Origin of the sequence: Salinimicrobium xinjiangense DSM 19287, from assembly GCF_000423585.1 — a bacterium.
Classification (GTDB): domain Bacteria; phylum Bacteroidota; class Bacteroidia; order Flavobacteriales; family Flavobacteriaceae; genus Salinimicrobium; species Salinimicrobium xinjiangense.
The window spans coordinates 42,335-57,960 of record NZ_AUIG01000015.1; the positions used below are offsets into that span (position 1 = coordinate 42,335).

At 40.5% G+C, this 15,626-nt stretch carries 10 protein-coding genes; 1 reads left to right on the top strand and 9 read right to left on the bottom strand.

Features of this window, described 5'->3' with window-relative positions:
• Nucleotides 1-2: 2 nt before the first annotated feature.
• The 8 genes from G564_RS18710 to G564_RS0106350 form a co-directional block, all read right to left on the bottom strand.
• Nucleotides 3-518, bottom strand: coding sequence for an SAM-dependent methyltransferase (locus G564_RS18710; RefSeq protein ID WP_084625594.1), 516 nt, complete (start codon nucleotides 516-518; stop codon nucleotides 3-5).
• Between the two features lie 10 nt (nucleotides 519-528).
• Entirely contained in the window at nucleotides 529-1,932 is a 1,404-nt protein-coding gene (locus G564_RS0106310) for an APC family permease (protein WP_084625589.1), read from the bottom strand.
• A gap of 208 nt (nucleotides 1,933-2,140) precedes the next feature.
• Nucleotides 2,141-4,132 (bottom strand): S9 family peptidase, encoded by a 1,992-nt coding sequence (locus G564_RS0106320; protein ID WP_037373596.1) that lies wholly within the window; start codon nucleotides 4,130-4,132, stop codon nucleotides 2,141-2,143.
• A 115-nt stretch (nucleotides 4,133-4,247) separates the two neighbouring features.
• The gene (locus tag G564_RS0106325; protein WP_029036919.1) at nucleotides 4,248-5,735 is read right to left on the bottom strand and encodes a YfcC family protein; all 1,488 of its coding nucleotides are present in this window, start codon (nucleotides 5,733-5,735) and stop codon (nucleotides 4,248-4,250) included.
• Nucleotides 5,736-6,721: 986 nt separating this feature from the next.
• Nucleotides 6,722-8,212, bottom strand: a complete 1,491-nt coding sequence (locus G564_RS0106335; protein WP_051205338.1) for a S41 family peptidase — start codon at nucleotides 8,210-8,212, stop codon at nucleotides 6,722-6,724.
• A 179-nt stretch (nucleotides 8,213-8,391) separates the two neighbouring features.
• Nucleotides 8,392-8,541 carry a hypothetical protein gene (locus tag G564_RS20275; protein ID WP_156879189.1) on the bottom strand — a complete coding sequence of 50 codons (150 nt, stop codon included), beginning with the start codon at nucleotides 8,539-8,541 and terminating at the stop codon, nucleotides 8,392-8,394.
• Nucleotides 8,542-8,565: 24 nt separating this feature from the next.
• Complete coding sequence (locus G564_RS0106345; RefSeq protein WP_029036921.1) at nucleotides 8,566-9,282, bottom strand: DUF3307 domain-containing protein; 717 nt, start codon at nucleotides 9,280-9,282, stop codon at nucleotides 8,566-8,568.
• Nucleotides 9,279-9,878 carry a hypothetical protein gene (locus G564_RS0106350; RefSeq protein ID WP_029036922.1) on the bottom strand — a complete coding sequence of 200 codons (600 nt, stop codon included), beginning with the start codon at nucleotides 9,876-9,878 and terminating at the stop codon, nucleotides 9,279-9,281. The genes G564_RS0106345 and G564_RS0106350 overlap by 4 nt, the downstream gene beginning before the upstream one ends.
• Before the next feature lie 181 nt (nucleotides 9,879-10,059).
• On the opposite strand from G564_RS0106350, the gene G564_RS0106355 reads away from it, so the two are divergent.
• The gene (locus tag G564_RS0106355; RefSeq protein WP_029036923.1) at nucleotides 10,060-10,281 is read left to right on the top strand and encodes a CDGSH iron-sulfur domain-containing protein; all 222 of its coding nucleotides are present in this window, start codon (nucleotides 10,060-10,062) and stop codon (nucleotides 10,279-10,281) included.
• Nucleotides 10,282-10,356: 75 nt separating this feature from the next.
• Here the strand turns inward: G564_RS0106355 and G564_RS19835 are convergent, their stop codons facing one another.
• The gene (locus tag G564_RS19835) at nucleotides 10,357-15,573 is read right to left on the bottom strand and encodes a PAS domain S-box protein (protein ID WP_051205339.1); all 5,217 of its coding nucleotides are present in this window, start codon (nucleotides 15,571-15,573) and stop codon (nucleotides 10,357-10,359) included.
• Between the last annotated feature and the right edge of the window lie 53 nt (nucleotides 15,574-15,626).

Sequence of the window (15,626 nt, forward strand, 5' to 3'; positions counted from 1 at the left end):
AACTATTTCTTTTCCGGAATGGTCCATAGATAAATTGTAGTCCCGTCAACTACCTGTGTTTGTTCGGGTTCCCAGTCGCCCATGCTGAACGCATGAGATACTATACGGGTACCGGGTTTTAATTGTTCAAAAAGAATGGGTTTTAGCCTTTCATTCAGTCTACCCAGAAGGTAAAGCGTTACTACTGTGGCCTCACTGAAATCGGACTCAAAAAGATCGGCTTCAATAAATTCCACTTTATCGGTCACCCCGGCATCCACGGCGTTATCATTGGATTCAGAAATTCTTTCAGGATCGATATCAATTCCGACTCCCCGGGCACCGAAGTTTTTTGCAGCGGCAATGACGATACGGCCGTCTCCGCTGCCAAGGTCATATACAACATCGTCAGACTCGACTCTGGCCATTTTAAGCATGGCATCAACCACAGTATCACTGGTAGGTACATAAATAACATCCTGTGCCTGGGAAAGGAATGGCAGGATTAAAAAGACGCACAAAATTTTTAGATTTTTCATAGGATTAATTTTAATTAGAATGAAGTTCATTGGATTTCGTTTTTTCAGCAATGGAAGGATTCAGAAATAGAATGACAATTCCTGCTGCAAGCACAACAATTCCCGCAAGCGCTCCCCAACCTGTGTATACGATACTTGAATAAAGTAAATATGCACTGCTAAGGCAAAAAATAAGCGGAAGCACGGGATATAAGGGTACTCTAAAAGGGCGTTTTTTGTGAGGTTCTTTTTTTCTAAGTATGAATAGAGAGATTCCAACTAAAAGGAGGAAAAACCAAAATACCGGGGCAGTGTAATCTATCATGGTTTCAAAGCCGCTTCGCGAGAAGAGACCGAAACTAACCAGGACCAAAGCAATACCGCCCTGAACTAAAAAAGCATTGACCGGTCCTTTCAGTCGACTTTTCCATTTCCCGAGAAAGGAAAAGGCACTAAAATCCCTTCCCAAAGCGTAATTAGAGCGTGCTCCTGTGAAAATAGTGGCATTTGCTGAGGTCATGGCGGCAATGGCCACCATAAGAGAAATAATCACTATTCCCGTTTGACCAAATGCTACTCCCAAAAGATCTCCTGCAACTGCGTTAGATTCAGCCATGCCTTCCAATCCCAATCCTCTTAAAAATGCCAGATTGACGAGGAAATATACCAGGGTGATCACCAGGATACTCGCTATTAAAGCCATAGCGATCTTCTTTTTACCATTGCTTATTTCGGCCGAGATGTATGCCGCTTCATTCCAGCCTCCGAAAGTCAGCAAAACGAAAACCATCGCCAGTCCCAGGGAATTGCCGCTGTTTGTAACCGGTGTAAAGCTATATGATATTTCTGAAGCTTCAGGAATGAGAAAAAATCCGGCGACAATGATCAATACGATCCCCAAAACTTCTACTGTGGTAAGCAATTTTTGTGCGCCGGCACCCATATGTATTCCTGCTATATTTATGGCTGTAAGGGTGCAGACCAGTAGTGCGGCATAAAAGACTGCCGAATATTCACCTAAACTATAGATCTGTGAAGCGTAATCTCCAAAGATAAAAGCTAATAATGCAACAGACCCTGTTTGAATAACGCTCATCCGGGCCCAGGCAAATAAAAAGGCAGTTCTTTTTCCGAATGCCCGCATAAGAAAATGATAATCCCCTCCGGTGTTAGGGAAGGTGGTAGTGAGCTCGGCGTAACAAAGGGCACCTATTAAAGAAACTGCACCTCCGAGAAGCCAAACCCCCAACATCATTCCTCCTGAATCGACATTTGCTGCGACAAGAGACGGAGTTCGAAATATTCCTGCACCTATAACAATGCCCACAATGAGAGCTATAGCATCAACTGCTCCTAGCACAGGCCGGGGAGCTTCCTCTTTTTGTAGCTTTTGCTGTATATCGGGAGCAATAGTTTCTTGTTTGGTTATCGGCATAGATTATGTTTTGGCGGTTTGGATCAACTCAAAACCCTCTGAATCTAAGTATTTTACATCAAAACAGAATGATGATTAGGAAAACTTTGACAATGAATATTGTTTATTGAATAATATTTAGGAATGTAAGGATGATCTTTCCTCAGGAAACTAAAAAACCCGTGAGCTTTAGGAAAGATCACGGGTTAAAATTCTTTGAAATTAAGGTTTAATTCATCTGAAGCTCCAGGATGACTTCAGGAACTTCGGCTTCTCCATTCTTAAGATAGGTGTCAAACCAACGCATCATACGAAGATTAAAATCATAGCGAGCTGTAGACATTCTGTTACCATGACCTTCTCCCGGATAAAGGACCAGTCTTACCGGAGTATCTGTTCGTGTTTTGATATGACGGTATAATTCAAAAGATTGTCCCGGGTCTACTCTGGTGTCTTCTTTACCATGCATGATCAGGAGAGGTGTTTTTGCCTGGTCTGCATAATAGATAGGACTACGCTCCAGGTAGAACTGGTAATCATCCCAAATTCTCTTACGGCTGTGTACCAGGAACATTTCTTCGGGAATATCACTTGTACCCCATTTGGAGATATTGTTGCTAATACCAACAGACATCACTCCGGCAGCAAACCTCTCGGTATGTCTTGTAGCCATCCAGGCAGTAGCATAACCACCATAAGAACCTCCGGTTACACCTACTCTGTCTTCATCTACGTTGTTGTTCTTGATGAGATAATCGATGCCGTCAATAATGTCATCAAATTCTTTTCCGGCAGGATCTCCCTGGCTGGACTTCTGGAATTCGATTCCTCTACCGGTACTTCCCCTGTAATTCGGATAGAACACAGCATATCCTTTTCCTGCAGCAACCTGCCCCGGCATACTGTAGTTTGTTAACCATCCATTGTCATGATGAGCCTCAGGCCCTCCGTGAACAACAGTGATCAAAGGTATCTTTCCTGAAGGATTGTTGACAGGATGTATAAGAATACCCTGGATATCAAGACCATCTGTAGCCTTATAAGTGATCACTTCCTGTTTTCCTAATTGTTTATCCTCAAGCCATGGGTTGGAAGTAGTAATTCTCTCTAATCCTGAAGCTTTAGGATTTAAAATAAACAGTTCATTAGGGTATTTAGCCGAGCTTGCCACAAGAGCCATCCGGTTATTTTTGGCTGCCGAAAAACCTGTTATACTCAGATCTTTATTATCATAAATAGTTTTCATTTTGCCATTTACTCCCAGTGTTCCAATGATACTGTTCACTCCCTCACTGGCCAGGTAAGTCAGGTTCTTATTGTCATTCCAGATAAAAGAATGGAACTGACCCTGGAAATCCCTTTGCTGGATTTGTGGTTTTCCTCCTGTGGCTTCAGCTATAAAAAGACTTCCATCTATTGGATCGTGCTGATCTTCACCGGCAATAAAAGCAATTCTTTTTCCGTCGGGACTCCATTGAAGTGATCCCAACTTGGCTTTGTGATCAATTTCCGAAGTAACATTTAAATTATTTGCATCAACCACGTATATTTTCTGACTTGTATAAAAATCATCTACCAGGGAAGATGGAGCTGCATTTACCGCCAGCCTGTTACCTTCAGGACTCCACTGTACTCCAACAACATGACCTTCAACTGCAAGCTCTTTAGGTTCTGTACCGTCAAGAGTTGCAACAAAAACGGCTGAGCTGGAAAGATTGGTCTCATAGATTTCCGGCTCATATGGAAGTGAGGTCTTTTCTGATTCATCGGGTCTTTGAGAAATAAAGGCAACTTTATTTCCCTTTGGATGCCAGTCATAAGTGGAAACAGAACTTTCAAATTCAAAGATCTTCTGAGGTTCACCTCCCCCTGCTGCAATTTCGTAAAGGGAAGTAGATTTATCACCTTCCCTGCGGGCGGTAAAGGTAATTGTGTTTTGACCGGGGCGGAATTTCACGTTACCTGCACTGTAGTCAGTAACGTAGGCTGAAGAAGAGCTTGTGCCCCTGTCGTAAACGTACAGATGAGAACTTGCCGCGGCATTTTCCTGTGTCGGATCTTTGGGAACTAAAAGTTGATAGGCAATTTTATTTCCATCTTCGGAAATTTCTGCATTTTGTACATATTCAATTTTTGCCACATCCTCGGCAGTTAACACATTTTGCTGTGCAAAAAGAAAGGGAGTGATGAAAAATAAAAGAAGGGAAATGGAATTTTTCATAAGATTTAATTTGTAAGTATATTTTCGCAGTTCAAGATAACTTAAATTACGATTTTTCCCAAGCAGATTGTGTTGAAAGATGGTGCATGAATTGCCATAATTGCCGCCTATTCAATTAAAGGTACACCTGCAGCGTGAGGCTTATCATAGTTACAACCAGAAGAATTACCAATAACGGCCACACAAATTTTAACCAACGATCATAACCTACTTTGACAATGGCGAGAGATGGAAGAATGAGGCCGGTAGGATTAATGATGTGGAATAGACCCATGCCATATAAATAAGCATTTACAATAATCTCCCTTCCAAGATCTGCCGTGTCTGCCAAAGGAGCAAAGATAGGCATGGTAAGTACGGCCATTCCCGAACTGGAGGGAATTAAAAATGAGAGACCGCTATATATGAATAGTAAAGTATTAATAAATACTCCCTGGTGAAGCCCTTCAGTAACCGAACTTGCATGGTAAAGTAAAGTGTCACTAATCATTCCGTCATCCATAAGAATGGAAATGCCTCTGGCAATCCCAATGATAAATGCAACACCGAGCAAATCGCCGGCTCCTTTTATAAATTCCTCTGCAAATTTTCCTTCATTAATCCTGTATATAAGGCCAATAATCAAAGCGCCTACAAAAAAAGTGCTGGTCATTTCAATAAACCACCACTCAAATAGTGAGACTCCAATGATCATCACGGCGAAGCAGGAGATAAAAACAATGAGAATTAGAATTCTCCGGAGGTTAAGCGCAGGGACTTCTCTCACAGCATTAACTCCAAAATACTCCTTAAGCATTTCATTTTGCTTTCTTAGAATAGAGGCAGAAGGATCTCTCTTCACTTTTTTCGCGTAATGGAGAATAAAGAGAATTGAAAGTGTAACACATACAACCCACATTATGATCCTGCCGGTCAATCCTGTTGTCCAGAGAATACCGGCAGAGTCTGAAGCGATAATAGTAGAAAAGGGATTTATAGTGGAGCACATGGTCCCCACTACCGAACCCAGAAAGATAGAGGCAAGGCCTACCATAGCATCATAACCGGCTGCTATGAATACAGGAACCAGGATCAAATAAAAAGGAAGGGTTTCTTCGGCAAAACCAAAAGTCGTTCCGCCCAGGGCTACCAGTGTGGTAGTAATAATGATCAACAAATATTCTCTTCCCTTTAAAGCCTTGGCGAGCCATGCAATACCTGCTGTAAAGGCCCCCGTCAGGTTAATTATCCCAATAAGACCTCCTATTATAAGCACCAGAAAAATAATATCCGCTGCATTAATTATACCCTTGATCGGAGCCATTGCGAATTTAAAAAACCCCTGAGGCTGCTCTTCTACAGAGTGATAGGTCCCGGGAATATTAATAGGTTTGTATATATCTCCCCCGGTAAATTTATCCAGGGGAATTTTCACATTTAAACTGTCAAGAGTGTACGTGGTAGCGGGAAGGACCTGAGTCCCCTCTGTACTAGTTATAATAAATTTCTCATTTTCTGAATTATAAGTCAGATTTGCAAAATTCCCTGAGGGAATAAACCAGGTGGAAACAGCTACCACCGCAGTAATGATCAAAAGGATAGATAGTGCAGAAGGGAATTTCATCTTGAAGAGATTTGAATGATCACGAAAATTGTTGCAAATCTCGAGAAATCCCACGAATTTTTTAATGAAAAAAGAAATAGCCGATAATGATGATTATTGGGTGAAGAACCGATAATAACTAACTGCCAGAAATAAATCCACCTAGCGGAATAGAAAAAGATAACCTAACATACCAATAAAATAAAGTGGTGCGCAAACAAGCTGCACCTTTAGAAAAAATCCGTCTTCATTGATCTGATCCAGATATCTCTTAAAATCAGTTTTTTCTTTCCAGATGTTATTAGTAGTTTTTATTCTTCGTCAGATTAAATTATCCGGGGGTATCTTAAGGACGCTGAACTATAGGGTTTGTTTCAGCGATACCCCCTAATTAACATCATTTTAATTAGCTGCTGCTATAATGCTGCTGTTCACTGCAGGAACCAAATAAGAAAAGCCAGTAGCCCAAGAAAGATTATCCCTATAAAAATAAGTTGACCTTTTAAAAACAGCCAGTCCCAGTTTATTTGAGAAATATAAGCTTGAAAAACTTCTTTTCGTCCGAAATGATTTTGCCTTACTTCCATAACTTAATCTGTTTTTGTTCTGCAAGAGAGAGCAATTACAATTCCATTTAATTTTTGGATTGAGCTGGAACCTAACGGAAACTTATAGAAGAATTAAATTTTTAAAAGGTAGAAATGTCTTTTTCTGATCCTAATCGTCTGCTTGTAGGGCTTTTCAGGCGAAAAGATTAAGCTTACCTACATTGACAGATTTTATCTGCATTTTAACATGAATTGCCTAAAAATCTAAAAAAGAAAAAGTGTGGAAAGACGGGAATTTCCACAATTGTGTGGAAAAGCCTGAAGGGTTCTAGACCTTTTTAAGATTCCGAAGAAATAATAAAGACTATTTAAAAAGCCGTTGCACAACACACTTCATTAATACTGAAGGATGGCAACCACTTTTTAAATAGCCTCTCTTATAAACTGATTATTTATATTTTACTTGCGGGTAATTATATCCGGAAGCTCATCTACAAACATTTTTTGATATCCTGAATTATTCATTCCGCTTTCACCAACAGTTCTAAAGTTCTCTTCAGCACGTTTTTCCTGCGAAGTTGCTTCTTGTTGTGGTTTTCCAAGGATATGGTTTATGGCAGCACGCAGTAATGGTTCTTCAGGATCTCCCAGGGTTCCCAGGTTCCCGATATTTTCGGAAAGATCGATATCAGGATCCAATCCATTCACATAATCTGTTTTACCTACCGCATTGGCAGATTTAAGAACCAATGGTTGCATAGCATAGGTATGATTTTTATTTATTCCGTCTTTGCTGAAATCATCACTGTCATAAAGAGTGACCGAAGCCTGAAACTTACCGGTGGTGGTTTCACCAACCTGTACTACGTCGATATACGGCTCAAGACCATTAATGATTAATTCACTTGCGGAGGCGGTACTTGCTGTAGTGAGAATATAAACCTTGGAAAGATTCAGGCTGTTAATAGCAGCCCCTGTTCTAATGTTGTTGTCAAACCTGTTAATAATCCTTTCAGGTTCATTTTGTTCGAAATATGTCTGATACTTTTCGTTCCACTGTTCTTTCATAAAGATTTCCCCTTTAAACTGTCCTGTTATCATGCTCGCAAGATCTACGGCAGATTCTACAGAGCCTCCGCCATTATATCTCAGATCAAGCACCAGCTCATTTATTCCCTCACTTTTAAGTTGCGCAAAAGCCTTATTCAGTTCATCATCATAATTCGCTATAAAACTATTGTACATAAGGTAACCGATCTTTTTTCCATCAACATTAAGTGTCTTAATTAAATGAACAGGGTTAGCAGAGTAAGAACCCTGGGTGAGTGTCACTGTCTGGTCTGTTAATTTGAGAGTTCCATTCTCAACATACCCGATGTTGATCGTAAAACTATCGGCAGCCAGTAAAGAAGAAAAATTATTAAGGGTAAGCTTCTGTCCATTGACTTCTGTAAAAATAGTGCCGCGGGTAAGTCCTGCTTCTGCAGCCGAAGTTCCCGGAATTACATACTGCAGGAAGGCAAAAAGATAATTAGAACCACTTATACGGCCTAAACCGAATTTCATTCCGGCTGTGCTGCTGCTTATTCCATTGAAACTATCCTCAAGAGCGTTGTAATCATCAGTTAAAAAACTGAACCTGTCCTGGGAAGAAAGCAGATCTTCAAAAAGTTTTTCAGGAGTTCCGAAAGAGCTTAAAAAATCATTCTTCTCTGCATCCGAATCGAAATAAGCATCGGCAAGCAAAGGAACATCTGCCTTATATAGATAGATTTCATTTAAACCCGCATAAATAAAGTCTTCAACTTCCAGGTCTGCGACTTCAGCAGTTTCCTCTACCGGATTGGCAGGGGAGAGGTTTTGTTCATGAATTTCATCTTCTTTTGAGCATGAGGTAAATATCAGGGAGAACAGAAATACTGTCCATAGGGGCAAATTCTTCATCTTCATCTGTAGCAAATTTTGGATACCAAAGAAATTTCTTTCAGGGGTAATGGTTATCGGCTAAGATATATGCAGCAACTGTGCCAGAATCAGTTATTTAAAGGTCTAAAGTCTAAGGATTAAGGTCTAAAGCTTAGGTTTAGAATATCATACTTCTAAAACTTAACTTCCCCACCAGAGCATTTTTACTCCCGTCTTTCTTTCTTCTTTTCTTTCTCTTCGGCTTTTCCTGCCTGTTTGTGCAGTTTTATTATGGAATAGATAATTACCGCAATAAGGACCGCTCCCATTATTACTGCATATCCCCAGGCTGTAGAAGTTATTAAGTAAACCATAATTTCTAAGATAGAGATTTTTCGTTAAAGAGTGGTTTTTAGATAGGTATAGGCGAGGCCTACCAAAATGGCTATCGAGAAGCTAAGCAGGGTGCCAATTAGCACATATTCCGTTAATTTCCTGTCTTTTGTTCGGGAGAGATCACTAAAACGAAGTATTGATTTTGCGGCAATGAGCCAGCCTATTGCCGCCCACTGTCCCAGAACAATAAAACCAAAAACAAGGAGTCTTTCCAGGATTCCAATATATTTTCCGGCAAGGGGAAGAGAATCTTCCGGCCGGTCTTCGGGTAGTGCCCACCGACTCATAAATAGACGCATAAGGATTGCGGAAACAGAAGTTACCAGCAGGATACTGATTAAAAAGAGCAGGATGGCAGGAGTAAAAATTAATTCTGTCTTGAAGCTGTATGGATGATAAAGATATACTACAATAAAGATGACCAGAAAATGTGCTGTCTGGTCAAGAGCGAATAACCAGCCTCTATTGTACCCGGATTCAAGATTGAGCTTAGCCAGGTCTATCAGGAAATGAGTTACCAGGATCAGCAGAATACCTGCCCAGTAGCTGAGGTCAAATTGCAGGAGTAGCAGCAATGCCAGTGCATGTACTCCAAGATGCTTGTAAAGATAACCCGAGCGATGTTTCTTTTTTCTTTTCCCCGCCACCCACCTGTCCGGCTGAAACATAAAATCTCCCAATATGTGAGCAAGAATTAATTTTAGAGCAAATAGGATCATAGTTCTTTAATTTGTTTCCTGTAATATTTTTCCAGGCGTGTGATCTCATCATATCCTCCTCTTTTTAAAGCTTCACTGAGACTGCTCTGAGATTTTCCTAAAACAGCGGCCATTTCTGTCTGATTTTTATTGGGATGTTCGAAAAAAGCTTTTATCGTGGTGGCTACCGTCGGACTCCAGTTGTTAGCTGTAAGTAGTGCCAGACTTAATAGCAGGTTCAACTGTTCGTCAAGATCAGGTTGCCCGGTAACAATACCCAGATTTTGCTTTTTTAAAGCCTCAAAACTTTCTCCGGACCTTATAAACGCGGTTCCATTCGATTCACTGATCTTTGCGGCTCTATGGTTCTGTTCTCCAATTCCTATGCCCGTTCGTACATCAAGATCTCTGAACTCCTTAATAGCTGCTTTAATATGGAATGCAGCTTTTAAAGCATCTTCAGGAACTGTGGAAAGCTGAAAACTATCTCCCCTGGATATCTCCCATTGGTTAGGAGTTGAACCATACAATTGTAATACTTCCTTAAGGCGTGGTAGCCATGAGGAAGCCTCCTTGTTTCGCGAATTAATAATGTCACCGGTTATTACTGCAAGCATTTAAGAGGTATTTAATTGCGAATATCGGTTTTAAATCCGATATATACAAATATCGGTCTATAACCCGATAAAAAATATTATCATCTTTTTAACCGATAATTTTTTAAAATTTTACCAGGATTTATTCTATTGTCCTGAAACTAAATTCAGGTTACATTAGCGTTTTAAAAACAGGATAGAGATGTCAAAAACTAAAATTACAGTAAATAACAATGGATCCCTGATCATTGACGGAGATTTTCAAATTTTCGACAAGAACGGAAAAGAATATAATCTCGGCGGAAGAGATAAGGTAAGTCTTTGTCGCTGCGGCTTGTCTAAAAACAAACCCTTTTGTGACGGTTCGCACAGGAATCATTTTGAGCATGAGGCAGAGGCTTTTGATTTGCCTCCAAAGCCTTAATAAAACTCTCTTAGATGTGGAAAATGTGTATCTTGTAAATGAATAGAAAAAGCAGCCCCCAAGGATGCTGCTTTTTTAGTTTGCCAGCTGCTTTAGTCCACTTATTATTATCTGAAACTCAATTATTACTTCATTCTGCTTTTCCTGAAGGATCTTTTCTGTCACCTCACCACCTTTCAACATACTTCTAAATCCCTCTATTTTATTTTTCAGGCGGTTTGCCTGTAAATAATGGATAGAAGTAGTGTTCTTATGAATAAGGTCTGAGAGTTTTTTGAGATCATGTGATTCAGCTGCAGCAACAAATTCTTCCTGATATGTTTTCATTGTTCCTAAAGAATTTGAAACAAGTTTTTGAAGTATCTCCTTATTTTTCCCGGCTAACCTGCTGTACCTGGAAATTTCGAAGGAAGACTCGTTTAGCTCCTCCCCAATACGCTCTATAATAAGATCGAACCTCATCTTAGCCTGCTCAGAAATCTCTTTGAGCTTCTCCTTTTCTGCACCTTCAGCGATAACAGATATAGCATTTTCGAGATGCTGTGATAGTTCCTTTAATCCGAGTAAATCGAAAACTACTTTTGATTTGTGCCTTAGATCCTTTAGAAGTTGCAAATCCTTTTTGTTCACTCCCTTTATGAAAACTTGCTTATACTCCTTTAATTGAACAAGAACCAGTGGCATTAATTCCTCATCATCTTTAAGTTCCAGGATTAGCATATCATCAGAAGGTGATTGCTCGGTTTGATAATTTTCTTCTAATTCAAAATAGGAGTGGGGAAGATGAAGTAGAATTTTTTTCTTAAGTTCAAGTGGCTCAAATGGCTTGGTTAAAAGTCCGGTGAATTTGGTAATATACTCTTCCTGTTGCAGTTCCTGATTTTTATCTGCAGTAAGAGCCAGTATAGGAACATCCTTATATGCGGGGATTTTTCTGATCTCATGGCTGGCCTGGTATCCATCCATAACCGGCATTCTTATATCCATCAGGATGAGGTCATATTGGTTGGTTCTTGCCATCTCTATAGCTTCTTTACCATTTTTTGCCTCATCTGGATTCACCTTCCACCAGTTTTGAAGAAATTGAATAATAATTTTCCTGTTGATTTCGACATCTTCTACCAACAGAATCTTTAGGTTTTGAAGCTCCTCAGTTTTCTGAAGCTTCCCGGTGAGGGTAGGTGCCACACTTTCAGTTTTTGCTTCTTTTACAGGTAAACTAAAGTAAAAGAGAGATCCTTCTCCGGGTGTACTTTTGACCTTTATCCTGCTTCCCATTAATTCAAGAAGGAGCCGGGTGATGCTAAGCCCGAGTCCGGTACCTCCATACTGGCGAACAGTAGAGCTTTCTGCCTGTGTGAATTTGTCGAAAATATGTTCTAATTTCTCTTCAGAAATTCCTATTCCTGTATCTTCCACTCTAAAGTTGAGCCATAGATTACGTTTTTTCTTTTTTTCCAGATTTACAGAAATGCAGACTTTTCCATTACTGGTAAACTTTACCGCATTACTTACAAGATTATGTAAGATTTGTGAGAGTTTGAGTTGGTCTGTAGCAATGCGTACGGGAATTTTATTATCAATGTGCAGTTCAAGGTGAGTTTTTTTGTTAGCTGCCAGGGGTTGGTGAGCTTGTTTAAGATTTACCAAAAGGCCCGGAAGATCAAAATCTGTTACTGAAAGCTCTGCTTTTCCTGCTTCTAATTTACTGAAGTCAAGTATGTCATTTATCAGGGCAAGGAGGTTCTTGGCAGAGAAACTCAGGGAATTGAGATCTTCTTTTTGGTCTTCTCTCGGAGCTTTTTCGAGCAGAAGATTTGTGAGGCCTATGACTGCATTTAAAGGAGTTCGTATTTCATGACTCATTGTGGAAAGAAAATCCTCTTTAGCGCGTGAAGCAGCTTCTGCCTCTTCTTTTGCCTGTACTAAAGCTTCTTCGGCTTCTTTTCGATCATGAATATCGATGTTCATGCCAGACCATTTGGTTACCTTTCCCTCGATATCGAAAATGGGGGTGCCCATTACATTGGTCCAGCGTTCATTACCGGAGGCACTCAGGAGCCTGTATTCCGTGTCAATTTTGGATGTAGTTTCAAGAGCTTCTTTCCATTTCTTTTTTGCATTAAGTCTGTCCTCCGGATGAATGGCATTAAACCAGCCTTGTCCTATGAATTCTTCATAAGTTTGGCCTGTAAATTCCCGCCAGGATGGGCTATCCTGTACTACGTTACCGTCCGGCCCTGATTCCCATACAGCGAGGGCAGAAGCTTCTACCAGATTTCTAAAACGCTGTTCACTTTCCCTCAGAGCTTTTTCTGCCTGGGCCTTCTCTATTGCTACCCATATTTGATCGCTGACTTCTTCCACCAGGGCTATTTCCTGGGAATGCCATTGGCGAGGGGTCTTTTGTTGAACTACAACGAGAGCTACCAGTTTTTCGTTTTTAACCAGGGGAACTGCGATTATCGCCCGTACCCCGGAAGCTCCTATTCTGTCAATAGCTCCTTTATTTTCTTCAAAAGAACTCAAAAGGTCTTTAAGGACAAGCGTTTTCCCTTCCAGAAATTGTTTTTGAAGTGGAGTACTAAAATCTGAAATTTTTACATTTCCGTGTAGGGGAGCTATGTCATCGAGATATCCTGTTCTTTCTGCCAGGGTATCTTCATCTTCCAAAATTTCGGAATAGTACGCCCGGTTTACTTCCAGGTGCCTTCCTAAAATACTCATTGCAATCCTCTGGATCTTTGCCGGCTCTTCTATAGATCGAATAGCATCATTTAAGTTGAGCAGGAAGTTTTTTCTTTCTTCAGCTTCTTTTCGGTCTGTAATGTCCTTGAATATTACAGCTACATGTTCCTCGTTGGGAGCATCTATTCTAAAGGCGTTAACATCAAACCACCTCCCCAAAGCCTCTGCGTAATCTTCAAATCTTATGGATTCTCCTGTTCGTGCTACGTCGCCATAGGTCTTCTTCCAGTAATCTTCAATTCCCGGAACGAGTTCGTTAATTGTTTTTCCAAGGACATTCTTTAAACCTGTCTGATCTTCAAAAACAGGATTCGTTTCCAGGTACCGGTAATCTATACAGGTGCCGTGATCGTCTCTTATGATCTCTAAAAGGCAGTAGCCTTCATCCATGGAGGTGATGATCTTTCTGTACTTATCTGTGGCTTTTTTTGTAAGTTCCTCCTTAAGCTCGATAAGTTCCTTTTCTGCTCTTTTTCTTTCTGTAATATCTTCGGCAGTAGCCAGTAGCAGGTTGTTTAGTTTAACAGCTCTAAAGTGAAACCAGTGTTTTAAACCCTGTCCCTCATACCATACCTCAAAATCTGCAGGCTCCCCTGTTTTCATGGTATTCTTAAAGCGATCAAAAACTCCTGTTGGAATGGTGTTAGGGAAAAGTTTACTCAGGCGTTTTCCCAGGATATCTTCCGGCACCTGAAGAACCTGGTGGTTAAAAGCATTTACCATCATAAATTCAAAATCTTCAGGAAGACCTTTGTGGTCATAAATGGTATGGTAGAGAATTATGGAATTTGGAGATGCATCGAAGACAGACTGCAATAAAGCTCTGTTTTCTTTTAATTGCTGAGCCTGTATTTTTACCTCTTCTAGTGAGGTTTTTAACATTTCAGTCTCCGATACGAGTCCTTTGACGGCAGTATGTTCTTTCATGACATCAGTGATATCCAAAACACGATGGATAATATATTCTACTTCTCCCCGGGAATTAATAACAGGGGTATTGGTAGGACTCCAGTGTTTTTCAATAAATGCACCATCACGGCCCCGCACATCGTAATGTTGTATAGGCATTCGATGTTTCTCTTTGTTGTAAAGGACCTTGTTTAACGAGGTGAACAAGTTCGTAACTCCTGTAGCATTTTTATTTGAAGGATTGTCAGGAAAAACATCGAATATATATTTTCCTATAATTTTATCCCTGCGGGTGGATGTCGCTTCAAGATATGCATCACTGGCTAATTCGATATTGAATTCTGGCGTAAGTACCAGGTAAGCATCGGGTGCATTTTGAAGTACTTCGAGTAAATTACGACTGCGGGTTTCACTTCTGCGCAATTCTTCTTCTGCCTGTTTTCGTTCTGTTATGTCCTGGACGATCCCAATAACCTTGTCTGTTTTAGTGGAAGGATCTGAGCTGAATCGGCCATGAGCTTCCAGCACCCTATGTTTGCCATCCTTACGAAAGATCCGGCGTGTATAGGTGTAGGTAGATCTATGTTTCACTGCTTCATTGACGATCTCTTTTATTAGGAGAACATCATCGGGATGGGAATTTTGGTCAATCCAGTCCAGGGAAGGAGTGATCGAACCCGGTTCCTCTCCAAAGAGACGAAAAAGACCATCAGAAAAGAATACTGCATTTGTGTCGAGGTCCAGTTCATAGCTACCTGTTTCCGCCAGAGTTTCGGTGGAACGGATAAGATTTTCCATCCTTTTCCTTTCCTCTTCAGATTTAATTCTCGAAGTGATATCCTGTATGGTCCCGTATACTCTTAGCGGAGTACCATGCTCATCTTTTATAATTGCCGCCCGCCGGTGTATGTGTCTTATGGTTTTATCGGGACGTACAATGCGTGTAACTGTATCAAAAGGCTGACCTGAGGAGTGAGTTTTATCTACAGCATTTAATAGTGATTCCTTGTCCCCGGGATGTACAAAAGAAAAGAATTCTTCTAATAATAGCCCTTCAGGTCGCGGGTCTATACCCAGAATTCTGTAGAACTCCCTGGAGCAATACATTATATCTCCGGGTAGTGGTCTTTCAAAGCTGCCAATATGCCCTATTTTTTGAGCGTTTTCCAGGCGCCGGTGTTCTTCGCGGAGTTTTTCTTCACCAATTTTCTGCTGATGAATATTTTCGGCGATCCCCAGGACCTGGGAAACTTCACCATCTTCTTTTCTTCCAAAGATCTTTTCCTTTATCCTGTACCATTCCCATGTATTTTCTCCTGCCCGTAATCTGACTTCCACCTCGCATTCATCTTCCCCGGAAAGAGATCTACATCTTTCAAGGTTATCCATACGACGATCATAATCCTCGGGATGAATGATAATGCTGAAGATATCTGAACCCTTATCCAGAAAATATTTTGCATCGAGACCAAGAAGTTTACTGACTTTGTTACTGATGAAATTCAGCTTTTTCTCCTCTACGTCTATAACGAAGAGAATATTAGGACTTAATTCAGCTATTCTATTTAAAAAGTGGATTTTGTCTTCTAAATCTTTTTCATTAAAATCCTTTCCGGATTTATCCGCGTCTGCCATTAAACTTAATATTAAACAGGTGTATATGATGAATTGTTTTTAAGGCCGGTATA

Coding starts and splice junctions, on each gene's coding strand:
- G564_RS18710 (WP_084625594.1), bottom strand. CDS start 518: ATGAAAAATCTAAAAATTTTGTGCGTCTTTTTAATCCTGCCATTCCTT.
- G564_RS0106310 (WP_084625589.1), bottom strand. CDS start 1,932: ATGCCGATAACCAAACAAGAAACTATTGCTCCCGATATACAGCAAAAG.
- G564_RS0106320 (WP_037373596.1), bottom strand. CDS start 4,132: ATGAAAAATTCCATTTCCCTTCTTTTATTTTTCATCACTCCCTTTCTT.
- G564_RS0106325 (WP_029036919.1), bottom strand. CDS start 5,735: ATGAAATTCCCTTCTGCACTATCTATCCTTTTGATCATTACTGCGGTG.
- G564_RS0106335 (WP_051205338.1), bottom strand. CDS start 8,212: ATGAAGATGAAGAATTTGCCCCTATGGACAGTATTTCTGTTCTCCCTG.
- G564_RS20275 (WP_156879189.1), bottom strand. CDS start 8,541: ATGGTTTACTTAATAACTTCTACAGCCTGGGGATATGCAGTAATAATG.
- G564_RS0106345 (WP_029036921.1), bottom strand. CDS start 9,282: ATGATCCTATTTGCTCTAAAATTAATTCTTGCTCACATATTGGGAGAT.
- G564_RS0106350 (WP_029036922.1), bottom strand. CDS start 9,878: ATGCTTGCAGTAATAACCGGTGACATTATTAATTCGCGAAACAAGGAG.
- G564_RS0106355 (WP_029036923.1), top strand. CDS start 10,060: ATGTCAAAAACTAAAATTACAGTAAATAACAATGGATCCCTGATCATT.
- G564_RS19835 (WP_051205339.1), bottom strand. CDS start 15,573: ATGGCAGACGCGGATAAATCCGGAAAGGATTTTAATGAAAAAGATTTA.